The 22,502-nt window shown below is 70.0% G+C and carries 22 protein-coding genes; 2 read left to right on the top strand and 20 right to left on the bottom strand.

The genetic code is table 11. The features are described from left to right. Positions 1–18: 18 nt before the first annotated feature. The 4 genes from ASD84_RS19940 to ASD84_RS19925 all read right to left on the bottom strand — a co-directional run bounded on the left by ASD84_RS19940 (position 19) and on the right by ASD84_RS19925 (position 3,493). Entirely contained in the window at positions 19–357 is a 339-nt protein-coding gene (locus ASD84_RS19940; RefSeq protein ID WP_056714252.1) for a P-II family nitrogen regulator, read from the bottom strand. Beyond that, on the bottom strand, positions 354–1,703 hold the full coding sequence (locus ASD84_RS19935) for an ammonium transporter (protein ID WP_082574083.1): 1,350 nt from the start codon (positions 1,701–1,703) through the stop codon (positions 354–356). The genes ASD84_RS19940 and ASD84_RS19935 overlap by 4 nt, the downstream gene beginning before the upstream one ends. Positions 1,704–1,820: 117 nt before the next feature. Further along, complete coding sequence (locus ASD84_RS19930; protein ID WP_056714250.1) at positions 1,821–2,159, bottom strand: P-II family nitrogen regulator; 339 nt, start codon at positions 2,157–2,159, stop codon at positions 1,821–1,823. Beyond that, a complete protein-coding gene (locus ASD84_RS19925; RefSeq protein ID WP_056714248.1) occupies positions 2,156–3,493 on the bottom strand; it encodes an ammonium transporter in 1,338 nt (445 codons plus the stop codon). The genes ASD84_RS19930 and ASD84_RS19925 overlap by 4 nt, the downstream gene beginning before the upstream one ends. A 220-nt stretch (positions 3,494–3,713) precedes the next feature. Here ASD84_RS19925 and ASD84_RS19920 point away from each other — a divergent pair, with 220 nt between their 5' ends. Next, entirely contained in the window at positions 3,714–5,543 is a 1,830-nt protein-coding gene (locus ASD84_RS19920) for a S8 family serine peptidase (RefSeq protein WP_056714246.1), read from the top strand. Positions 5,544–5,605: 62 nt separating this feature from the next. Here ASD84_RS19920 and ftsY read toward each other — a convergent pair whose 3' ends face one another. From ftsY to ASD84_RS19845, 15 genes are all read right to left on the bottom strand, one after another. Beyond that, positions 5,606–6,730, bottom strand: a complete 1,125-nt coding sequence (ftsY, locus tag ASD84_RS19915; RefSeq protein ID WP_056714243.1) for a signal recognition particle-docking protein FtsY — start codon at positions 6,728–6,730, stop codon at positions 5,606–5,608. A gap of 34 nt (positions 6,731–6,764) precedes the next feature. Further along, positions 6,765–6,953 carry a hypothetical protein gene (locus tag ASD84_RS19910; protein ID WP_056714239.1) on the bottom strand — a complete coding sequence of 63 codons (189 nt, stop codon included), beginning with the start codon at positions 6,951–6,953 and terminating at the stop codon, positions 6,765–6,767. Between the two features lie 114 nt (positions 6,954–7,067). Continuing rightward, positions 7,068–7,526, bottom strand: coding sequence for an acyl-CoA thioesterase (locus tag ASD84_RS19905; protein ID WP_056714236.1), 459 nt, complete (start codon positions 7,524–7,526; stop codon positions 7,068–7,070). After that, on the bottom strand, positions 7,523–7,906 hold the full coding sequence (locus tag ASD84_RS19900; RefSeq protein ID WP_056714235.1) for a hypothetical protein: 384 nt from the start codon (positions 7,904–7,906) through the stop codon (positions 7,523–7,525). Before ASD84_RS19900 ends, ASD84_RS19905 begins: the two co-directional genes overlap by 4 nt. Continuing rightward, positions 7,903–11,508 (bottom strand): chromosome segregation protein SMC, encoded by a 3,606-nt coding sequence (gene smc / locus ASD84_RS19895; RefSeq protein WP_056714231.1) that lies wholly within the window; start codon positions 11,506–11,508, stop codon positions 7,903–7,905. Before smc ends, ASD84_RS19900 begins: the two co-directional genes overlap by 4 nt. A gap of 114 nt (positions 11,509–11,622) precedes the next feature. Continuing rightward, positions 11,623–12,903, bottom strand: a complete 1,281-nt coding sequence (locus ASD84_RS19890; RefSeq protein WP_056714227.1) for an MFS transporter — start codon at positions 12,901–12,903, stop codon at positions 11,623–11,625. Positions 12,904–13,052: 149 nt separating this feature from the next. Further along, entirely contained in the window at positions 13,053–13,241 is a 189-nt protein-coding gene (locus tag ASD84_RS19885; RefSeq protein ID WP_056714224.1) for a hypothetical protein, read from the bottom strand. A gap of 83 nt (positions 13,242–13,324) precedes the next feature. Next, entirely contained in the window at positions 13,325–14,209 is an 885-nt protein-coding gene (mutM, locus tag ASD84_RS19880) for a bifunctional DNA-formamidopyrimidine glycosylase/DNA-(apurinic or apyrimidinic site) lyase (protein ID WP_056714222.1), read from the bottom strand. Positions 14,210–14,225: 16 nt separating this feature from the next. Then, positions 14,226–14,954, bottom strand: coding sequence for a ribonuclease III (rnc, locus tag ASD84_RS19875; protein ID WP_056714991.1), 729 nt, complete (start codon positions 14,952–14,954; stop codon positions 14,226–14,228). A 10-nt stretch (positions 14,955–14,964) separates the two neighbouring features. Next, entirely contained in the window at positions 14,965–15,150 is a 186-nt protein-coding gene (rpmF, locus tag ASD84_RS19870) for a 50S ribosomal protein L32 (RefSeq protein WP_056714219.1), read from the bottom strand. Between the two features lie 43 nt (positions 15,151–15,193). Beyond that, positions 15,194–15,760, bottom strand: a complete 567-nt coding sequence (locus ASD84_RS19865; protein WP_082574134.1) for a YceD family protein — start codon at positions 15,758–15,760, stop codon at positions 15,194–15,196. A gap of 82 nt (positions 15,761–15,842) precedes the next feature. Next, a complete protein-coding gene (gene coaD / locus ASD84_RS19860; protein ID WP_056714210.1) occupies positions 15,843–16,334 on the bottom strand; it encodes a pantetheine-phosphate adenylyltransferase in 492 nt (163 codons plus the stop codon). Continuing rightward, positions 16,331–16,924 (bottom strand): 16S rRNA (guanine(966)-N(2))-methyltransferase RsmD, encoded by a 594-nt coding sequence (gene rsmD, locus ASD84_RS19855; RefSeq protein WP_056714206.1) that lies wholly within the window; start codon positions 16,922–16,924, stop codon positions 16,331–16,333. The genes coaD and rsmD overlap by 4 nt, the downstream gene beginning before the upstream one ends. A 10-nt stretch (positions 16,925–16,934) precedes the next feature. After that, positions 16,935–19,196, bottom strand: a complete 2,262-nt coding sequence (locus ASD84_RS19850) for an ATP-dependent DNA helicase RecG (RefSeq protein WP_056714203.1) — start codon at positions 19,194–19,196, stop codon at positions 16,935–16,937. 12 nt (positions 19,197–19,208) lie between these two features. After that, positions 19,209–20,900 carry a DAK2 domain-containing protein gene (locus tag ASD84_RS19845; RefSeq protein WP_056714199.1) on the bottom strand — a complete coding sequence of 564 codons (1,692 nt, stop codon included), beginning with the start codon at positions 20,898–20,900 and terminating at the stop codon, positions 19,209–19,211. Positions 20,901–21,043: 143 nt separating this feature from the next. Here ASD84_RS19845 and rpmB point away from each other — a divergent pair, with 143 nt between their 5' ends. After that, positions 21,044–21,229, top strand: coding sequence for a 50S ribosomal protein L28 (gene rpmB / locus ASD84_RS19840; protein WP_056714197.1), 186 nt, complete (start codon positions 21,044–21,046; stop codon positions 21,227–21,229). A 258-nt stretch (positions 21,230–21,487) separates the two neighbouring features. Here the strand turns inward: rpmB and ASD84_RS19835 are convergent, their stop codons facing one another. Beyond that, positions 21,488–22,480: a thiamine-phosphate kinase gene (locus ASD84_RS19835; RefSeq protein WP_056714193.1), complete on the bottom strand. Its 993-nt coding sequence runs from the start codon at positions 22,478–22,480 to the stop codon at positions 21,488–21,490. Between the last annotated feature and the right edge of the window lie 22 nt (positions 22,481–22,502).

Raw genomic sequence — 22,502 nt, 5'->3', positions numbered from 1 at the left:
CGGCTGGTTCAGCTCCGCTCAGACCGCGGCAGATCCGGTGTCCCCGGTGCGCACGCGCACCACGGACTCGACGGGCGTCACCCAGATCTTGCCGTCGCCGACCTTGCCGGTCTGGGCAGCCTTGGTGATCGTCTCGACGATCTGCTCCACGTCGGCGTCATCGGCGACGATCTCGATCCGGACCTTCGGCACCATCGCGATGTCGTACTCCGCACCGCGATAGACCTCCGTGTGGCCCTTCTGGCGGCCGTAGCCGCTGACCTCACTGACGGTCATCCCGTTCACGCCGACGGCCTCGAGCGCCTGTCGGACGTCTTCCCACTTGTGCGGCTTGACGACCGCGCTGATGAGCTTCATGACTGCAGGGTGCCAGTCCCGTGACCGAAGTGGGGGCGAGCACCGCCGGTGATGTTCAGGTCGTACGCCGTTTCACCGTGGATGATCAGGTCGACGCCCGCCATTTCGTGTTCGGGATCGATCCGGAAACCGATCGTCTTGTCGAGCACGTACACCAGGATCGCGGTCATCGTGAACGAGAACGCGAGGGTCGCACCGGCCGCGACCAGCTGCTTGCCGAGCTGGTCCGCACCGCCGCCGTAGAACAGGCCGTCGACGCTGGTGACCGACGACGAGGCGAGGAAGCCGATCAGGATCGTGCCGACCAGGCCACCCACGAGGTGGACACCCACGACATCGAGCGAGTCGTCGTACTTGAAGGTGAACTTGAGCCCGACCGCCAGCGCGCAGATGGCACCGGCGGCAAGGCCGACGAGCATGGCGCCGATCGGGGTGACCGACCCGCAGGACGGGGTGATCGCGACCAGGCCGGCCACGACACCCGAGGCAGCGCCGAACGACGTGGCGTGGTCGTCGCGGAACCGCTCGACGGTGAGCCAGGCCAGCAGGCCGGTGCAGCCGGCGAGCAGGGTGTTCACGAAGACGATGGCGGCGGTGTTGTTGGCGCCGAGCGCGGAGCCGGCGTTGAAGCCGAACCAGCCGAACCAGAGCAGCCCGCAACCGACCATGACGAGCGTCAGGTTGTGCGGCTTCATCGGGTCACGGCCGAAGCCGACCCGGCGACCGAGCACCAGCGCGGCGGCCAGGCCGGCCGCACCGGAGTTGATCTCGACCGCCGTACCACCGGCGAAGTCGAGGGCGCCCAGCTCGTTGGCCATCCAGCCGCCCACGTGGTCACCGGCGCTGAAGTCGAAGATCCAGTGCGCGACGGGCGCGTAGACGAGCACGGTCCAGAGTCCGGCGAAGACAAGCCAGGTGCCGAACCGGGTGCGGTCGGCGATCGCACCGGCGATCAGGCCGACCGTGATCACTGCGAACAGGCCCTGGAAGGCCGCGAACAGGGTGATCGGGTACGGCGCCCCGGGGACCTCCTCGAGCATGTCCTTGAAGCCGGCGTACTGGAACGGGTCGCCGAGCAGGCCGCCGCCGATGTCGTCACCGAAGGCGATCGAGTAGCCGATCAGGACCCACACGACCATGACGACGGCGAGCGCACCGAAGACCATCATCATCATGTTCAGGACGCTCTTGGAGCGGACCATGCCGCCGTAGAAGAACGCCAGGCCGGGGGCCATCAGCAGGACAAGCGCGGCCGCGGCGAGCAGCCAGGCCGTGTCGCCGTCCGCTGTGGAGACGGTCTCGGGTGCGGTGGCAGTGGAGAGGGCCACCAGGAGCAGATCAGGCATCCGCCAACTCTGAGGTCGAAATGTTTCGCGGGCGTAACAGGACCCCCTCCACGTGTTACGCGAAGGTGAATGCCCCCTGGATCGCGCCAGCGACCGTCGGTCGAGCTCGTCGGGACCTCAGAGCGCCTCGGAGTCCTTGTCCCCCGTCCGAACCCGTACGACGGTCTCGACCGGGCTGACCCAGACCTTGCCGTCACCGATCCGGCCGGTGTGGGCGGTCTTCGTGATGATGCCGACCACGTCCTCGGTGTCGGGGTCGTCGACGACGATCTCGATCCGGATCTTCGGGACCAGGGCGATGTCGTACTCCGCGCCGCGGTAGACCTCGGTGTGGCCCTTCTGGCGGCCATAGCCGCTGACCTCGCTCACCGTCATTCCCGTGACGCCGAAGGCCTCGAGTGCCTCGCGGACGTCCTCCCACTTGTGCGGCTTGATGACTGCGGTGACCAGCTTCATGCGGTTCCCTCCGATGCGGTGGACGACGTGAGGACCGAGGTACGACGGGCGCCGCCGCCAGTACCGAGATCGTAGGCAGACTCGCCGTGCTCGACGAAGTCGATTCCCTCGACCTCGTCCTCGTCCACGAGTCGCAGGCCCAGGGTGTACTTGATGGCGAGCCCGACGACGAGCGTGGCGAGCGCCGACCAGACGATCGCGAAGAGCGCGACGGCGACCTGGACGACGAGCTGCTTGGCGCCACCACCGGTGAGGAGCCCGCCGCTGTTGGAGGCGAGGAACCCGACGCCGATCGTGCCGACGAGGCCGCCGACGAGGTGGACGCCCACGACATCGAGCGAGTCGTCGTACCCGAGCTTGTACTTGAGGCCGACCGCGAGGGCGCAGAGGCCACCGGCGAACAGGCCGAGCACCATCGCGCTCCACGGCACGAGGTTGCCGCAGGCCGGCGTGATCGCGACCAGACCTGCGACCACACCCGACGCGGCACCGAGCGAGGTGGACTTGCCGTCGCGAATCTTCTCGATCAGCAGCCAGCCCATCATCGCGGCACAGGTGGCGAGGGTCGTGTTGAGCCAGACCAGCGCCGTCTCGGTCGTGTAGGCGTCGAGGTTGACGATGGAGCCGACGTTGAAGCCGAACCAGCCGAACCACAGCAGGCCGGCGCCGATCATCGTGAGGGTCAGGTTGTGCGGCTTCATCGGCTCCTTGCCGAAGCCGATGCGCTTGCCGATGAGCAGCGCCAGGACCAGGCCCGCGACACCGGCGTTGATGTGCACGACCGTGCCGCCGGCGTAGTCGATCGGCGCCACCTCGGCGGCACCGTTGCCGGAGAAGATCCAGTCGGCCAGGCCGCCCTCCACGCCGCTGAGGAAGCCGCCGCCCCACACCATGTGGGCGAGCGGGAAGTACGACAGGGTGACCCAGATCGGCAGGAAGACCAGCCAGGCGGAGAACTTCATCCGGTCGGCGATCGCACCACTGATCAGGGCGGCGGTGATCACCGCAAAGGTCAGCTGGAACGCGACGAAGACGTAGTTGGACGGGTCGGTCGTCTCGAGGCCGAACTGCTTGAACGGGTTCGAGAAGAGCTTGCCGATCTCCTTGCCCGCCTCGCCGTCGGCGGTGAGGTACGTCGTGCTGTACGACATCGACCAGCCCCACAACGCGTAGACGATGCCGACGACGCCGAGGGCGCTGAACGACATCATCATCATGTTGAGGACCGACTTGGTCCGGCTCATGCCGCCGTAGAAGAGCGCGAGCCCGGGCGCGGTCATCAAGAGGACGAGCGAGGCCGACACCAGCATCCAGGTGTAGTAGCCGTTTTCCATGCCCCGAACACTGGCGGCCTTGGGTTTCCGGACGGGTGGGGTCACGTTACGGCCGTGTAACGAGTTCTCCGGAGCGGTGACGAGCGGAGACGAGCGATGGCGTACCCGTGCTGGCACGTAGTGAAGACGTGCCATTGCACCGTGCCGGGCCCCAGTCCTACCGTCGCGAAAGGGAGGGAGCAGGGAGGGAACCTCACCCCCCATGACAGGCGGTTTGTCCATGCACGTCTCAGTTCGGGCTGCGCAACGCGCGGCCGCACCTCCACCGTCGCGCACCCGGGCCTCCGCGGTCGCGCTGCTGTTCTTCGCCGTCGTCATCGCCGCCTTCGGCGCGGACCCCGCTTCGGCGGCTCCGAAGCCCGACGACCCCACGCGCCCGGGTCCGGCCGACGGTCCGCGTGGCAAGCGCGTCCCGGGTGCCGATCACCCCGGCGACCTGCCCGACTACGACACCGAGTCCGCGCGCATCAGCAACCCGAACGCCGGCCAACCCGTGCCGAACCAGTACATCGTCGTGTTCAAGCCGGGGCTCGCCTCCGCGAAGGACACCGAGAAGGAGATGGTGGCGAAGAACAACGCCACCATGAAGTTCAGCTACGGCCACGCGTTGGAGGGCTTCGCCGCGGTCATCCCGCCGGACCGCATCGACAACGTCCGCAACCATCCGAACGTCGCATACGTCGAACAGGACTACTACGTCGGTCCGCAGGACATCGTCACGCCAGCGCCCACCTGGGGCCTGGACCGCATCGACCAGCGCGACCTCCCGCTGAACAACTCCTACAACGACATCAACGAGGGCGCCGGCGTCCACGCGTACATCGTCGACACGGGCATCCGCCGGACTCACACCGAGTTCGCCGGTCGCGTGGGCAACGGGTTCGACGCCGTCACGTCGGGCGGGACGGCCAATGACTGCAACGGTCACGGCACCCACGTCGCCAGCACCGTCGCCGGAGCGACGTACGGCGTCGCCGACAAGGCGATCGTCCACCCGGTGCGGGTCCTGGACTGCAACGGCAGCGGCAGCAACGCCGGCGTCATCGCCGGCATCGACTGGGTGCGAGCGAACGCGGTCAAGCCCGCCGTGGCGAACATGAGCCTCGGCGGCGGGGTGAGCTCGTCGCTCGACACGGCCGTCACCAACGCGATCAACAGCGGCATCAGCTTCGTCGTCGCGGGTGGCAACGAGAACCAGAGCGCTTGCAACGTCTCGCCCGCACGGACGCCCGCAGCGATCACGGTCGGGGCGACCACCAACACTGACGCACGCGCCTCGTTCTCCAACTACGGCACCTGCCTGGACATCTTCGCCCCCGGTCAGAACATCCTCGGTGCCTGGTCCACGGGAGACACGGCCACCAACACCATCAGCGGTACGTCGATGGCCTCACCCCACGTCGCCGGCGCGGTGGCGCTCTATCTCAAGGCCTACCCCACCGCGACACCCGCTGCGGTCCGGGACGCACTCGTCAACCAGAGCACGCAGGGCAAGGTGACGGCTGCCGGCACGGGTTCACCGAACCGGTTGCTCTACACCGCGTTCATCACCGGCGGCGGGACGCCGCCGCCCCCGCCCCCTCCGCCGCCTCCGCCGCCCCCGCCCAGCGGTCTGGTCAACGGCGGCTTCGAGTCCGGCACCACCGGCTGGACCCAGTACTCCGCCGCCGGGTACCCCCTCATCGGCACCTCGAAGCCGCACACGGGCAGCTATTCCGTCTGGGCGCTCGGCTACAACAGTGGCACCGAGCGGATCTCGCAGCCGGTCGTGGTCAGCGGCACCGGCACGCTGACGTACTGGTGGTGGATGAACTCGAGCGAGGGCACGACCACCGCGTTCGACTACATGTACGTCCGCGTCCGCAACACTGCCGGCACCCTGCTGGCGACGGTGCGGACCCGTTCGAACACGGCCAGCCGGAACGCATGGGTCTCGGACTCCATCAACCTGGCGGCCTACGCGGGCCAGCAGGTCGTGATCAGCTTCGAGTTCAGCAGCGACTCGTCGTTGGTCACGAGCTTCTACGTCGACGACGTGGGGCTCAGCTGACACCCGCGTGACTCAGTGGTGGCCGCGCGGCTCATGACCAGCCGCGCGGTCACCCGCGGTTCCTAGCTCAGCAACGCGTCGACGAACGCAGCGGCGTCGAACGGGGCCAGGTCATCGGGGCCCTCGCCCAGACCGACCAGCTTGACCGGGACCCCCAGCTGGCGCTGGACGGCGATCACGATGCCGCCCTTGGCGGAGCCGTCGAGCTTGGTGAGCACGATGCCGGTGACGTCGACGACCTCGGAGAACACCTTGGCCTGGATCAGGCCGTTCTGGCCGGTCGTCGCGTCGAGCACGAGGAGCACCTCGGTGACGGGCGCCTGCTTCTCGATGACGCGCTTGACCTTGCCGAGCTCGTCCATCAAGCCCTGCTTGTTCTGCAGGCGGCCGGCGGTGTCGACGACCACGGTGTCGACGCCACGGTCCATGCCCTGCTTGACCGCGTCGAACGCGACGCTGGCCGGGTCGCCGCCCTCAGGACCGCGCACGACCTCGACGCCCACCCGGTCGCCCCAGGTGGCCAGCTGCTCGGTGGCGGCGGCGCGGAAGGTGTCGGCGGCCGCGAGGAGCGCGGTGCGGTCGTCAGCGACCAGGATCCGGGCGATCTTGCCGACGGTGGTGGTCTTGCCGGTGCCGTTCACGCCCACGACGAGCACGACGCCGGGGGCGCCGTCCGCGCCGGTGACCTGCAGGGCGCGCTCCATCGTCGGGTCGACCAGGTTGATCAGCTCCTCACGCAGCACGGCGCGGGCGTCAGGCACCTGGCCGCCCTCGACGCGCAGGCGAGTGCGCAGCTTCTCCACCAGCTCCTGGGTGGGCGCGACACCGATGTCGGCGCCGATCAGGAGGTCCTCGATGGCCTCCCAGGTGTCCTCGTCGAGCTTCCCGCGGCTCAGCAGCCCGAGCAGGCCGCGCCCCAGTGCGTTGGACCCGGCGAGCCGCTGGCGCAGGCGCACCAGGCGCGAGGAGGGCTTCTCGGGGCGTTCGAGGGTGGGGGCCTCGACACTCTCGACCACCGGAGGGGTGTCGACGTCGACGGTCGGTACGTCCCGTGGCGGCGCGAGGACGTCCGTCGGCGCCTTGTCGGGCAGCTTCCCGGTACCACGGACACGGGTGCCGACGAAGCCGACGACGGCCAGCACGCCGATGACGGCGATGCCGATGATGAGGTAGAGCAGCTCGGGCATGGGCCCATCCAATCAGGCGGCCAGCCGCGGTCAGCTACTGCATGCGCAGCAGGTCACGCTCGTCGTCCGCGATCACGGGTGCGGCGTCGACGGCCTTGCCCAGGGCGTCACCGAGCCACGGGGCATAGGGAACCGGCTCGCCACGGTGCGGATACGCCACGTAGAGGACCACGACGCCCGAGATGGCCAGACTGAGCAGGATTGCCAGCACGACGAACAGCACTTTCGACTCCTCCGAGTAGGGATCGCTTCCACCCCCATCGTGCACGCAGCGATCAAGGAATCCGGCATCGGCAACGCCTGTTTTCGGCCCGGGAGGCGATCGTCACACCGCCCGTCAGACCAGCAAGGGCGCAACGGCCTCGCGGACGATGTCCGGGATCGGCGTCACGGGACGTGCGGGATCGGTGTTGTCGACGTACACGTGGACGAAACGGCCCTCGGCGCAGGCCAGTGCGCCCTCGCCGTCCGGATCGCCCTGGAACAGGCCCACGCGGTAGATCACCGACGAGGATCCGAGCCGCTCCACGGCGAGACCCATCTCGATCGGCCGCGGATAGCCCATCTCGGCGAAGTAGCGGCACGACACCTCGGCCACCACGCCGATCGCCGGCAGGTCACGGATGTCGATGCCCGTGGCGTCCGCGAGGTGCGCGTTGACCGCGGTGTCGATCAGGTCGAAGTACCGGGCGTTGTTGAGGTGCCCGTAGACGTCGTCGTCGGACCAGCGCGTGGTCGCCGTCCGCCAGGCCTTGTACGACGCCCGGTCGGGCCGGCTGCGGTCGGGCTCGCTCATGCTGTTCCTCCTGCTGCGGCGATGGCCTCGCGCAGCGTCTCGACGTCACTTGTGCGCGCGGCAACCCCGCTGAGGCTGGTGATCCGGAGATCGTCGCTGGCTCGGAGCAACGCGAGCCCGTCGATCTTCAGGTCCGCGAGCCCCTCGATCGGCACGCGCCGGGCGGTGGTCCGCAGGGCGCTCTTCACCTGGACCTCGTTGACGCCGACGATGATCGCCACTCCTGTGTACTGCAGGCCGCCGAGCACCAGGAACATCGCGCCCAGGACCGCGTTGGGGATCCGGTCGTTGAGCAGGCCCCAGACGAGGAGCAGCAGGCCGAGCGCCAGGAAGCCGATCGCGAGCCCCAGGGAGAACCGGATCCGGAGTGGCAGGGTCACGCGCTCTCGGCCTCGCGCAGGCGCTGGCTGATCACGGCCGAGACGCCGTCGCCCCGCATCGTGACGCCGTAGAGCGCATCGCCGACCTCCATGGTCCGCTTCTGGTGGGTGATCACGAGGAGCTGGGAGTTCTCACGCAGCTCTTCGTAGATCTCCAGCAGGCGACCGAGGTTGGTGTCGTCGAGCGCGGCCTCGACCTCGTCGAGGATGTAGAAGGGCGAGGGACGGGCCTTGAACAGGGCGACCAGGAACGCGACCGCGACGAGGGAACGCTCGCCACCGGAGAGCAGCGAGAGCCGCTTGACCTTCTTGCCCGGCGGGCGGGCCTCCACCTCGATGCCAGTGGTGAGCATGTTGGACGGATCGGTCAGGACCAGCTTGCCCTCGCCGCCCGGGAACAGGCGGGCGAAGGTCTGGTCGAAGGCCTTGGTGACGTCGGCGAAGGCCTCGGTGAAGACCTGCTCCACGCGCACGTCGACGTCCTTGACGATGTCGAGGAGGTCCTTGCGCGTGGCGCGCAGGTCCTCCAGCTGCTCGGAGAGGAACTGGTGGCGCTCCTCCATCGCGGTGAACTCCTCCAGCGCGAGCGGGTTCACCCGGCCGAGCATGTTCAGCGCGCGCTCGGCCGAACGCAGTCGCTTGACCTGCTCCTCGCGCACGTAGGGAACCGTCGGCGGGTCCGCGTCCGCGTCCTCGTCGGAATCGGGATCGGGAGCGGTCGCCGACGCAGCCGCAGCCTCGTCGTCCGCCACGTAGAGCACCGGCACGGGCAGGTCGGGGCCGTACTCAGCCACCAGCCCGTCGGCCTCCAGGCCGAGCTCCTCGAGCGCCTTGACCTCGATCTGCTCGATCCGCATCCGCTGCTGGGTGCGGGCCATCTCGTCGCGGTGCACGGAGCTGACGAGCTCCTCGTGCTCACGACCGAGGTCGCGCAGCGCCTGGCGGACGGTCATCAGCTCCTGCTCGCGGCCCCGACGGGAGTCCTCGACGGACTGGCGTCGCTGCGCTGCCTGCTCGACCGAGCCCTCGAGCCGGGCCAGCACGAACGTCACGGCGGTGGCGACGGCCTGGCCGGCACGCCCTTCGGCGATCAGCCTCGCGCGGCGCTCTGCAGCGCGCGCACGCTGCTGCCGCTCCGCTTGGGCGGCCTTGCGCATCTGGTCGACGCGGCCGTGCAGGGCGCGGCCGCGTTCCTCGGAGGTGCGGAGCGCCAGCCGTGCCTCCATCTCGGACTGGCGGGCGTTGCGAGTGGCCTCGACGAGCCGTTCCTGCTCGGTGGTGTCGGGCTCCTCCTCACCGTCCTCCTCAGCGCTGGCGAGGCGCTGCTCGAGCTCGGCGAGGCCGACGAGGGCCTGCTCGCGGGACGTCTCGGCCTGCGTGATCGCCTCGGCCATCCGCTCGGCCTCGGCACGAGCGGCCCGGGCCAGCGACCCGTGCTGGCCGAGCTCCTCGGCAACGGCCGCGAGAGTGGCGTCGGACTCGTGGAGCTTGGCGAGGGCGACGTCGACCCGCTGCTGAGCAGCGGCCTTCTCGTTCTCGATGCGGGCGAGGTCGAAGGACAGCCGCTCGGACGCGGCGATCGCATCGGCCAACGAGGTGGTGGCCTCGTCGACCGCGGCCTGGATCTCGATCAGGCTCTGGCTGGCGTTGGAGCCACCGGAGGCGAAGTGTGCCCCGAGCAGGTCGCCGTCACGGGTGACGGCGACGACGTCAGGGAGGTCGGCGACGAGCGAGCGCGCGGCGGCGAGGTCGTCGACGACGGCGATCTTGCGCAGCAGCCGGTTGAGGGCGGGCCGGACCTGGGCGGGACAGTCGACGACAGAGGCGGCGTACGACGCCCCGGCGGGCAGCCCGGGCCACTGTGCGGTGTCCTCGGCCTCTCCCCCACCGAGCAACAGCCCGGCGCGGCCGAGGTCATCGGCCTTCAGGTGGTCGATCGCAGCAAGGGCCGAGTCGGCGTCGGTGACGGCGACGGCGTCCGCGGCGGCGCCCAGCGCGGTCGCGACCGCGCCTTCGTACCCGGAGCGGACATTGATCAGGGCAGCGACGGAGCCGAGCAGTCCGGAGACGGTGTCGCTTGCTGCGAGGAGGGCGCCGGCGCCGTCCTTGCGCGCGAGGCCGATCTCGAGGGCTTCCTTGCGTGCGGTCAGTCCGGCCTTGTCGCGGTCGGCCTGCTGGGCCTCCTCGCGCAGCTTGCCCAGTCGTTCGGCCAGGTCGTCGAGCTCGGCCACCGCGGCCTCGTGCTCGGAGTCGAGGCCCTCCTCGCCGGCGTCGAGGCCGGCGACACGGGTCTCGAGCGCGGTGAAGTCGCGCTGGGCCTTGTCGGCACGCGTGGTCGCGTCGGCGCGAGCGGTCGACAGGCGACCGATCTCCTCTTCCGCGGCGCTGGCGCGCGAGCGGAGCGTGTTGACCTGACCGTGGAGCCGGGCGAGGCCCTCGCGACGGTCGGCGGCGGCGCGGAGCAGTCCGGCGACCCGGCGCTCCTCGGCGGCAGCCGCTTCCTCGGCGGTACGACGATGCTGGACCGCTGCCTCGAGCGCGGTCTGTTGTTCGGCGACCTGGGCGACGATCCCGGCCTCCTGCTCGGCGAGGCGAGCGGCCTCGGCCTCGAGCTCGTCGGGGTCGCGACCGTCCGGGGTGGCGTCGGCAGCCGCTCCCGACGCGTTGCGCACGCGCTCGTTCGCGAGGCTCTGGGTGCCGCGGAACCGCTCTCGCAGGGCGTTCAGCGACGAGAGGGTCTCCTGCGCAGCCGAGAGGGCCGGGAGGTCCTCACGCAGGGCTGCCTCGAGAACGGCCTCCTGCTCGCGCGCCGTGGCGACCGCGGCCTCCACCTCGGCGCGACGGGTGATCAGGACGCTCTCGTCGGCGAGCTCCTGCTCGAGCGCGGTGCGCGCGGTGACCAGGTCGTCGGCCAACAAGCGGGCCTTGGCGTCGCGGACGTCCGCCTGGACGGTGGCTGCACGGCGGGCGACCTCGGCCTGGCGGCCCAGCGGCTTGAGCTGGCGGCGGATCTCGCTGAGCAGGTCGTTGAGGCGGGTCAGGTTGCCCTCGGTGGAGTCGAGCTTGCGAAGCGCCTTCTCCTTGCGCTTGCGGTGCTTGAGGACGCCCGCTGCTTCCTCGATGAACCCGCGCCGGTCCTCCGGCGTCGCGTGCAGGATCTGGTCGAGCTGGCCCTGGCCGACGATCACGTGCATCTCGCGGCCGATGCCGGAGTCGCTGAGCAGCTCCTGCACGTCGAGCAGCCGGCACGACGTGCCGTTGATGGCGTACTCCGAGCCACCAGTGCGGAACATCGTGCGGCTGATGGTGACTTCGGAGTAGTCGATCGGGAGGGCGCCGTCGGAGTTGTCGATGGTCAGCATCACCTCGGCGCGACCGAGGGGCGGGCGGCCCGTCGTACCGGCGAAGATGACGTCGTCCATCTTGCCGCCGCGCAGGCTCTTGGCGCTGGCCTCGCCCATCACCCAGGCGAGGGCGTCCACGACGTTCGACTTGCCGGAGCCGTTGGGGCCCACGATGCACGTGATGCCCGGCTCCAGCTGCAGGGTCGTCGCGGACGCGAAGGACTTGAACCCCTTGAGGGTCAGGCTCTTCAGATACACGCAATCTCCCTAGCTTGTTCCTGTGCACACGTGTCGGTGTGCCGGACACGGGCGGTCGATCCTGTCAGGTCGCACAGGTTCGGACCGTCGCGGGGGAAGCTCGGCGGACTCAGGCTACCCCGCGAGACCCTCGGTCTCGTGCATCCGGGGGCCTCCGGTGTCCCCGGTGTCACGATCGGCATGCGCGATGTGGGCGAGCTGCCGCCACACCAGGGCGAGGGTGACGCCCGAGCCGACGAAGGCGAACCAGAACGGCGCCGTGACGCCACCGTGCTCCCCGATCACACCGCCCAGTCCGCTACCGATGACGACGCCCCCGAAGATCGCGACACTGTAGACCGAACCGACCCGTCCCTGGAACTGCGTCGGCACCGCGCGTTGGCGGATGGCCTGCGACATCGTGCCCCACACGAACGCGTACACGCCGAACCCGAACATGATCACCAGGGCCACCCACGCCACGGTGGTGACGGCGAAGGCGAGGTGCAGGGCGACCTCCGCCGCGAGGCACGTACGCATCAGCGTGGCGAGGGGGACGTGCCGTTCGAGCCAGCCGTAGAGGAACGTGCCGACGAGTCCCCCCGCCGCGGCCGCGGTGGTGAGCACGCCGTACCCGACCGGTCCCATGTCCAGCACGTCGAGCGAGTAGAGGACGAGCATCGACCACGACGCCGCCCAGGTGATGTTGAACGTGACTATCACCAACGCCAGGGTGCGGACGGGCGGATGCCCCATCAGCCACCGGAGTCCGTCCGCGATGTCGCGTACGACGTGCGTGTCCACCTCGCTGCGCACCGGTCCGGGCGGCAGCGCGATGCGCGTGACGAGTACGACGGCCAGCAACCCCAGCACCATCTGGACACCGAACGGCACCACCATGCCGACCGCGAACAGGGCCGCGCCGATGGGTGCGCCCACGAACTGGTTGAGGGTGATGTAGCCGGCCTGGAGGCGGGCATTCGCGATCCCCAGGTCCGTCTTGCCCACCATCATCGGCAAGAAGGTGCGGTACGCCGTGTCCGCGAAGACCTCGGCGGTGCCGAGCACGAACATGGCCGTGAGGACCACCGCGATGCTGACGACACCGGTCACGATCGATGCGCAGAGCACGGCCAGCACCGCGGCGCGCAGCAGGTTCGCCACGATGACGATCTGTTTGCGGTCCACCCGGTCGGCCACGGCGCCCGCGAACAGTCCGAACAGCAACCACGGCAGGCTCTGCAGCAGCATCGCCATGGAGACGAGGACCGGCGACCGGGTCTGCGAGGCCACCAGCAACGGCCCGGCAGCCATCGCGATGCCGTCCCCGAGGTTGCTCACCCAGGTCGACGCCATGAGTCGCCGGAAGCCCGGCCCGAGTCGGGCCGGAGCGACGATCTCCAGAACCCGGCTCACAAGGTCAGGACGCTATGCGGCCGATGGTCGGCGCGCCAGTCGAATTCGCAGCAGAGAAGACACGAACCACCGCCGCGTTGCGAGGGTGGTTCGGGGTGGTGCACCTGAAGTGGCAGGAACCCTGCCGTCAGGAGTCAGCTACAAGTCAGTCAGGCCGGCTGCATGTCGCCGGTCAGGATCTCGGCAGCACGCGCCGACACCAACTTGTCGTTCTCCTCGGACAGACGGAGGACGAGGGACTCCAGCTCGGCGACCCGGGTGCGCAGGCGAGAATTCTCGAGTGCGAGACGGGGGTCGCGGAGGTCGCTGTTCAGGTGTCCGATCAGCGCCTTGGCCATGAAGTTGAGCCTTCCGGTTCGGGGGTCGGCCCGCGAAGAGGGGCCGTCTCCAAGAGTCCCACTTCAGCGTGCGCGGGTCAATCTCAGGACGCTCGACGCGGGGCGGGTTGGCATCGCGGGCAGAAGTACGACGACCGGTTCATGAAGGCGACCCGGCGGATCGCCGTGCCACACCGGTCGCACGGCTCGTCCTCGCGCCCGTAGGCGTGCAGCGAGCGGTCGAAGTAGCCCGATTCGCCGTTGACGTTGACGTACAGCGCGTCGAAGGACGTCCCGCCCTGGGCGAGCGCTGCGCCCATCACCTCACGCGCGTGGCGGAGCACCTCGACGGCCTGTTTGCGGGTGAGCCGGTTGCCGGGGCGCTCGCCGTGCAGGCCGGCCCGCCACAGCGCCTCGTCGGCGTAGATGTTGCCGACCCCGGAGATCAGGCCCTGGTCGAGAAGCAGCCGCTTCACGCCGGAAGTGCGCTTGCGGAGGCGCGCGATGAACTGCTCGTCGTCGAACTCCGGGTCCATCGGGTCACGGGCGATGTGGGCGATCTCGGAGGGCAGCTCGGCGCCACCCACGGAGACCGAGAGGCCGCCGAACATCCGCTGGTCGACGAACCGGAGCTCCTGGTCTCGAGACGGTTGCTGAGCAACCTCCTCGACCTGCGGCGCGCTGAGCAGGAACCGGACCCGCAGGTGCCGTTCGGCCGGTGCGTCGACGGGCTGCACCAGCATCTGGCCGCTCATCCCGAGGTGGCCGAGGATCGCGTTGCCGTCGTCCAGCGGAAGCCAGAGGTACTTCCCGCGGCGGCGGGCGCCCTCGATCCGGCGGCCGGTCAGCGCGGCAGTGAAACCCGCTGCGCCGGACGGGTGGCGTCGTACGGGACGGTCGTGCAGGACGTCGATCGCGGTGATGGTGGCGCCGACGACGTGTCGTTCGAGTCCGGCGCGGACGACCTCGACCTCGGGCAGCTCAGGCACGGCTCAGCGGAGCAGGTCAGCTGCCGGCGACGACTGGACGGCCGTTGGCGTCGAGGCCCAGGGCGGCGGCGATCTCGCCGTACGCAGTCTCGGCGGCGCCCTGCTCGGCTTCCTTCTTCGAGCGGCCGGTGCCGTTGCCGTACAACCGGTCCCCGACGCGGACCTGTGCCGTGAAGGTCTTCAGGTGGTCCGGGCCGTCGTCCTCGATGACGTACTCGGGCACGCCCAGGGACTGCTCGGCGGCGAGCTCCTGGAGCGAGGTCTTCCAGTCCAGGCCCGCGCCGAGTGCCGAAGCGGCCTCGATGAGCGGGTCGAAGAGCCGGTGGACGACCTCCGAGGAGGTGGTGATGCCGCCTCCACTGAGGTGGATCGCGCCGATCACGGCCTCGACGGTGTCGGACAGGATCGAGGCCTTGTCGCGACCGCCGGTGGCTTCCTCGCCGCGTCCCAGCTTGATGTGCTGACCCAGGCCCATGTCGCGGGCGACACCGGCGAGCGCACGCGCGTTGACGACCGCGGCACGGAGCTTGGCGAGTCGCCCCTCGGACAGGTCCGGGTGGATCAGGTAGAGCGTTTCGGTGACGACGACGCCGAGCACCGAGTCACCGAGGAACTCCAGCCGTTCGTTGGTCGGAAGACCACCGTTCTCGTAGGCGTAGGAGCGGTGCGTCAGGGCGCGGTCGAGCAGCTCGGGGTCCAGCGTGGGGTCCCCGAGCGCTCGACGCAGCTCGACGTAGTCGGTGATGCTGCAGGCCTCAGAGGACCTGGCGACGGTCGGCGCGCGCGCCGTACTGGCCGCAGGTGCCGCACGCACGGTGCGGGAGGTGCTTGGCACCGCACGCCGGGTTGGCGCAGGTGACCAGCACCGGGGCGACGGCCTTCCACGCAGAACGACGGTGCCGCGTGTTGCTGCGCGACATCTTCCGCTTCGGAACAGCCATGTCTTCTCCTTGAGATCGGGGAACGTCGACGCTCGGGTGAGCGCTAGTCCTTGTGGTCTTCGTGGGCTTCTTCGGTCAGCGCTGTCAGCGCCGTCCAACGCGGGTCGATCGCAGCCTCGTGCGTGTGGTCCGGGTCGTCCGCCAGCCGTGCGCCACATTCGACGCACAACCCCGGACAGTCGTCCTCACACAGTGGCTGGAACGGCAGTGCAAGCACCACCGCGTCCCGCAGCAGCGGCTCCAGGTCGACCAGGTCGTCCCGCAGCATGCTGACCTCGTCGTCCTCTTCCGCGTCTGCGGAATCCCGGATGTCGTCGTAGACGAACAGTTCCTGGAAATTCACCACGAGGTCCTCGCGGATCGGTTCCAGGCACCGCGCACACTCACCCTCCAGCCCGGCTTGCGCCGTACCGGTGATGAGCACACCTTCCATGACCGCTTCCATGCGCAGGTCAAGCTCGACCGGCGCGCCTTCGGGTACGGCAAGGACTTCGATGCCCAGATCTGCCGGGGCCGGCACTGTCAGCGACGCCTCACGCTGGGACCCCGGACGGCGGCCGAGCTCGCGGGTATCGAGCACGAGCGGCGCTCTCGGGTCCAGGTCGTTCAGGTGAATCACTTCCAGGTCCGGGCACAACAGATCGGATCAATCCTAGGGTCAGCGCTCCGGCCGGGCAAAACGCGGTCGATGCTCACTGCCGGCCCGCCTGCTCAGCGAGGCGCGCGACGAGGCGCTCGTGGACGGCCGGCGGCACCAGTTCGGAGACGTTTCCGCCCAGGGCGGCGACCTCCTTGACGAGGCTGGAGGAGACATAGCCCAGCGACGCGGTCGTCGGGATGAACACCGTCTCGACGCCGGTCTGGTGAGCGTTCATCTGTGCCATCGGCAGTTCGTACTCGTAGTCGTTGCCGCCGCGCAGCCCCTTGACGATCGCCTGGGCGTCCATCTCGCGGCAGAAGTCCACGATCAGGCCGGTGAAGCCCATCACGGTGACGTTGGGGAGGTCGGCGCACGCCTCGCGCAACATCTCGAGCCGTTCGTCGGAGTCGAAGAGCCGCGACTTCGAGATGTTGGTCCCGGTGGCGACGATCAGCTCGTCGAACAGCGCAGCCGCCCGTCGGAAGATGTCGACGTGCCCGTTGGTGACGGGGTCGAAGGAGCCGGGACACACCGCGCGGGTCATGGGGCGAGGCTAGTGGGTGCCGGGTGCTCGGCGAACCAGACGGTCGTTTCGCCGTACCGCTTCTGCCCTCGTTTGCCCGAAAGGGGTACGACGCCAGAGGGCCACGTGGGTTGCGGGCTGCGCCGCGAACGCTCCACCACGACGAGCGCATCGTCGGCCAGCCAGCCCTGTGCGGCGAGCAGAGCCAGGTCGTCGGCCACCGTGTCGTCGTCGAGCGGGTACGGCGGGTCGGAGAAGACCAGGTCGAACGGCGCCGGGGCCGGCTCTGTCAGGACAGCCGTGACGGACCGAGAGATCACCTCGGCCACCTCACAGCCAACGCTGCGCGCGTTGCCACGAATCAGGTCGGCGGTGCTCCGGTCGGACTCGACGAGCGTCACCGCAGCAGCGCCACGCGACCAGGCCTCGAGCCCGATGGCTCCCGATCCGGCGTACAGGTCCAGGACGCGCAGGCCCTGCAGCGAGCCGGCCCAGGCCTCGAAGCTGGAGAACAGTGCCTCGCGGACACGGTCGCTCGTCGGCCGCGTCTGGTCGCCCTTCGGCGTCTGCAGGCGTCGTCCGCCGGCCGCTCCGGCGATGATCCTGGTCATCTGTGGCCTCTCAGGACTTGGCCACGAAGCCGGCCTGCTGCGACCGCTCCAGATCGAGTACGGCGGCCGCGAGGTCGGCTGCCTGGGAGAGATCCACGTCCTCGTCGAGCAGCCCCTCAGCGGCTTCGCGGGCGGCCACGATGGTGTCCTCGTCACGGAGGACCCGGAGGTTCTCCAGGCTGGAGCGGCGGCCGGCCTGCGAGGCGCCGAGCACGTCTCCCTCGCGTCGCTGCTCGAGGTCGAACCGGCTGAGCAGGAAGCCGTCGGTGGTCGATCCGACGACGTCCAGGCGCTCTCGGGCCGGGGTGCCGACCTCGGCGTGGCTCACCAGCAGGCACAGCCCGGGGAAGCCGCCTCGACCGACCCGGCCGCGCAGCTGGTGGAGCTGCGAGACACCGAAGCGGTCGGCGTCGAGGATCACCATCGCGGTCGCGTTGGCGACGTCGACACCGACCTCGATCACGGTCGTCGACACCAGCACGTCGAGGTCACCGGCGGCGAAGGCACGCATGGTGGCGTCCTTCTCGTCACTGGCCAGGCGACCGTGGAGGCGACCGATGCGCAAACCTGCCAGCGGGCCGTGCGCCAGCTGCTCGATGACCTCCTCGACCGCGGCTGCCGCAGGCGGAGGGGCGACCTCCACGATCTCGCCGTCCTCGTCGATCACGACGTTGGCCGCGTCGACCTGGCCGGCCTCCGCCTCGTCGCCGGAGATCCGCGGGCACACGACGTAGACCTGGTGGCCCTTCTCGACCTCCTCGCGCACCCGCGCCCAGACGCGGTCGATCCACGCCGGCTGCTGGGCCAGCGGCACGACGTTCGTCTGGATCGGCGCCCGCCCCGCGGGCAGCTCGGTCAGCGTGGACGACTCGAGGTCGCCGAACACGGTCATTGCGACGGTGCGCGGGATCGGGGTCGCGGTCATCACGAGCAGGTGGGGAGGGTTGATCGCCTTGTCGGTGAGCGCGGCGCGTTGCTCGACCCCGAAGCGGTGCTGCTCGTCGACCACGACGAGGCCGAGGTCGGCGAAGAAGACGTTGTCCTGGAGCAGGGCGTGCGTGCCGATCACGATGCCGGCCTCGCCGCTGGCGATCCGTGAGAGCGGTGCCGTGCGCTGGGTCTTGTTCATGGAGCCGGTGAGCAGCTCGACGTGCGTGCCGGCACCGGAGCCGAAGATCGTGGCGCCCATGGCGAGATCTCCGAGCATGGTGACGATCGAGCGGTAGTGCTGCTGGGCGAGCACCTCGGTCGGCGCGAGCAGAGCCGCCTGGCCGCCCGAGTCGACCACCCGCAACATCGCACGCAGGGCGACCAGCGTCTTGCCGGAGCCCACCTCGCCCTGGAGCAGACGGTTCATCGGGTGGGGCGCGGCCAGGTCCTGCTCGATCTGCGCGCCGACCTCGACCTGGCCCGCGGTGAGCGTGAACGGGAGTCGTTCGTCGAAGCCCGTCAGCAGGGCGCCGTCGCCACCGGTGCGCGCCGTCGCCCCCAGCTCGCGGGTGGCCCGGCGCCGCCGGCCGAGCACCAGCTGCGTGACCAGGGCCTCCTCGAAGCGGAATCGGTGATGGGCCTGCTCGACCTGGTCCTCGTCCTCGGGCTGGTGGACCCAGTCGTAGGCGCGCTGGATGCCCAGGACGTCGTACCGCTCACGCACGGGCGCGGGGATGACCTCGGTCGGACTGTCGACGACCGACCGGGCGAACTTCACGGCGCGGGCGACGTCCCAGGACTCCAGGCCCTTGGTGAGCGGGTAGATCGGGTAGTAGGCGCCGAGGTCGAGGACGTCCTCGGTGAGCTCGCCCTCCTCCCCTTCAGCACCGTCCCCCAGCCCGAAGATCGTCAGCTGCGGGTTGACCAGCTGCCACTGGTCGCGGAACTGGTCGGCCTTGCCGAGGAAGACGCCGCGGTTGCCGACGGCCACGCGCTTGGCGTGCCAGGCGGCGGTGCCGGCGTTGCGGGCGAAGAACGTCATCTTCAGGCTCGGTCCGCCGGTGCGCAGCAGCGCCTCGACCCGTGCGGCCGGACGGCCGGTCCGTCGATCGTTGTAGGTCAGCGTGCGGCAGTCGGTGATCTCGCCGACCACGCACAGCATCTGGCCCACCCGGAGGTCGTCGATCTTCGTCAACGAGCCGGTCTCGAGGTAGCGCCGCGGGAAGTGCCTCATCAGGTCACCGACGGTGTGCAGCCCGAGGCCGTCGCTGAACTTCTTGCGCTTCGCGGGTGTCGCCGCACCCAGGACGGTCGTCAAGGACGACTCGAACGTGATCGCCACCTGGCCCTCAGCTCATTCGACGGACATCAGGAGCGGGTATCGCTCCTGACCACCGTCGTACACCATGACGTCGACACCGGGGTGGACCTCCTCGACCCAGGCGACCGTGCGCTCGGCCAGGCCCTCACTGTCCTCGCCGCTCACGATCGTCACCAGCTCACCGCCGGCGGCGAGGAGGCGTTCGAGGACCTGGATGGCCACGGCGCCGAGCTCCTCGCCGACCACCGCGAAGTCACCCGCGACGACACCCAGCGCATCGCCCGGCTCGCACGGACCGGCCGTGGTGATGGCCTGCTTCGCCGCCACCGTCACCGCGCCGTGCCGGACGTGGCGGGCGGTGGCCGTCATCTCGGTGACGTCCTGGTCGAAGGCCCGCCCGGGTTCGTGGACAGCGACGGCCGCGAGGCCCTGGACCTGCGTGTGGGTGGGGATGACCGAGACCCGCAGGCCGCGCCCGCCGTGGTCGGCCTCCGCGGTGCTGGCCGCGGCCAGCGCCGCCCGGACGGTCGGTTCGTCGTTCGGGAGCACGACGACCTCCCGGGCCCCGCTGCCGGTGATCGCGGCGAGCAGCTCCCCGGTCGACGGGCGTCGGGTCGGGCTGCCGAGCACGACCACGGCGCCGGCTTCGGCGAACAGCTCGCCCAGCCCCGGACCAGCCGCGACGGCCACGACACAACGGCCCGTCAGGGGAACACTGGGCTCGCCCGTGGGCGCTGCCAGGGCGGCGATCTGCTCGGCGAAGTGGGTCACCCGGATCCGGTACGGACGGCCGACGTCCAGGCCAGCCTCGATCGCGCCCCCGACGTCGTCGGTGTGGACGTGCACGTTCCAGAGTCCGTCGCCGCCGACGACGACCACGGAGTCGCCGAGCTCACCGAGGCGAGTCCTGAGGCTGCCGGCTTCCGGGTCGGGCGCGTCGAGGAGGTACATGACCTCGTAGGACGGGCCGTCCTCACTGAGGTCGTGATCGGTGGCGGGGCGGTGCGGCACCGGGATGACGTGGCTGCCGAGCGGCACGGTGACGGGGATCGGGCGATGGCCCGTCAGCACGGTCACCGCCGCGTCGAGCATGACCGAGAGCCCACGGCCGCCGGCATCGACGACACCGGCCATGGCCAGCACCTCGAGCTGCTCCGGCGTGTGGCCAAGGGCCTCACGCGCCGCTGTCGCCGCGGCAGTGAGTACGTCGCCACTGCGCGCTGCCGGGTCCTTCACGCACAGCAGGGCCGCCTCGGCGGCGGCCCGCAGGACGGTGAGCATGGTGCCCTCGACCGGCTCGCCCACTGCGGCATAGCTGGCCGTGCGGGCCTGGTCGAGCGCGTCAGCAAGCACCGCGGCGCTCGATTCGCCGGGACGAGCGGCACCGATGCGGCGTGCCACCGCTCCCAGCATCTCGCTGAGGATCACTCCTGAGTTGCCGCGCGCACCGAGCAACGCACCGCGGGCCAGCGCCACCAGCGGCGGCGGGGCGTCGTCGGACGTGTCGACCATCGCGGCCTTGATCGCGTCCCGGGCAGCAACGACGGTGAGGTACATGTTCGTACCGGTGTCCCCGTCCGGGACGGGGAAGACGTTGAGGGCGTCGATCTCCTCGCGGGCCTGCGCAAGCGCGTCCACAGCGATGTCGATGAAGCGCACCACGGAGTCGAGCGAGATGCTCGTTCCGGGCGTGCCGGCCGTCTCCTGCCCCGTCCCCTCGTCCATCGCTGGTCACCCTAGTGGCTGACGCTGACCACCTGTCGATTTCGGTCCGCAGGCTCGTGTCGGCTATTCTCTTCCGGTTGTCTGGAGTGCGTTGCGCGCCCGGTCGACACCAGACTTTGAACCGCAATCATCAGGAGTTCACCATGGCCGCCGTGTGCGACATCTGCGCCAAGAAGCCTTCGTTCGGTAACAACCGGCCGTGGTCGCGAAAGATCACGAAGCGCCGCTTCGACCCGAACATCCAGCGCGTCCGCGCCACGGTCAACGGCACCCCGAAGCGCCTCAACGTGTGCACCGGCTGCCTCAAGGCCGGCAAGGTCAGCCGCTGACCCGCTGAACCAGTTTTCGCCGAAGGCCGTCACCCCCGGGTGGCGGCCTTCGGTGTTTTCGCCCGCCGTTGTGTGCGGGTCTGCTGTAACACGCTGTCCGCCGTACTGGGCGACCGGTTGCTGCTGCAACACGCTGTCCGCCCTTCTGGGCGCCCCGTGTCAGTGGTAGCCGACCCCTACAGCGCCACTTTCGCGACGTCATCGGTCGGCCAGTGGGGCGGACAGCGTGTTACAGCCGCCCGCCTGAGCCCAGACAGCTCAGAAGTGCGACCAGCCCGTCGGGCCGTCGTACGACGCCCCGTCGACCGTGACCATGGACTTCTTGCCGGGCGCGAGCACGCCGACCGTGCCGATCCGGGTCCAGCCGTCGGGGAGCGGGACGTCGGCCGGGAAGGTGGCGAGCAGGGCGTGGTCGTCTCCCCCTCCCAGGATGAACTGGAGCGGGTCCGACCCCAGCGCCGCACCGACGGCCACGAGCGGTTCGGGGATCTCGAACGCGGACGTCTCGATGTCGAGGGTGACGCCCGACCCGGTGGCCAGGTGGCCGGCCTCGGCCAGCAGACCGTCGGAGATGTCGATCATCGAGGTGGCGCCGGCGTCCGCGGCCTGCGGCCCGGCGTCGTACGGCGGCGCGGGCCGTCGGTACGACTCGACCAGCACGCGGGGTGACCGGAAGCCTCGCCCCAGCACGGCGAGGCCGCCTGCGGCCCAGCCCTGGCGCCCACAGAGCGCCACGACGTCCCCGGGGACGGCTCCCGAGCGCAGCACGGGCGAAGTGGTGCAGGCGCCGATGGCGGTCACGGAGATGACGACCTGGTCGGCGCGGCTCACGTCGCCACCCACCAGCCCGGCGCCGACGAGGGCGCACTCCTCGGCGAAGCCGCGGGTGAAGTCGAGTGCCCACGCGGCGGGCAGGTCGGCGGGCGCGGCGAGGCCGACCGTCAGCCACTGCGCGCGTCCGCCCATGGCGTTGATGTCGGAGAGGTTCTGCGCCGCGGCCCGGTGCCCGACGTCGACGGCTTCGGCCCAGTCGCGGCGGAAGTGACGGCCCTCGACCATCACATCCGTGGACACCACGACGTGCCCCTTGCGGACCCGCAGCACCGCCGCGTCGTCGCCCGGACCGACCAGGACGTCCTCTCCCGGAGCGGTGCTGGTGACGATCGTGCGGATCTGTCCGATCAGCCCGAATTCGCCGAGGTCCGCCAGTGTCGATGATTGGGTCGCGTCGCGGTCGATCCCCGAAGTCATGGGTCCATCCCACCAGACCGAT

It is taken from the genome of Nocardioides sp. Root682, assembly GCF_001427795.1.
GTDB lineage: Bacteria > Actinomycetota > Actinomycetes > Propionibacteriales > Nocardioidaceae > Nocardioides.
This window is presented reverse-complemented; position numbering and strand designations above follow the sequence as displayed.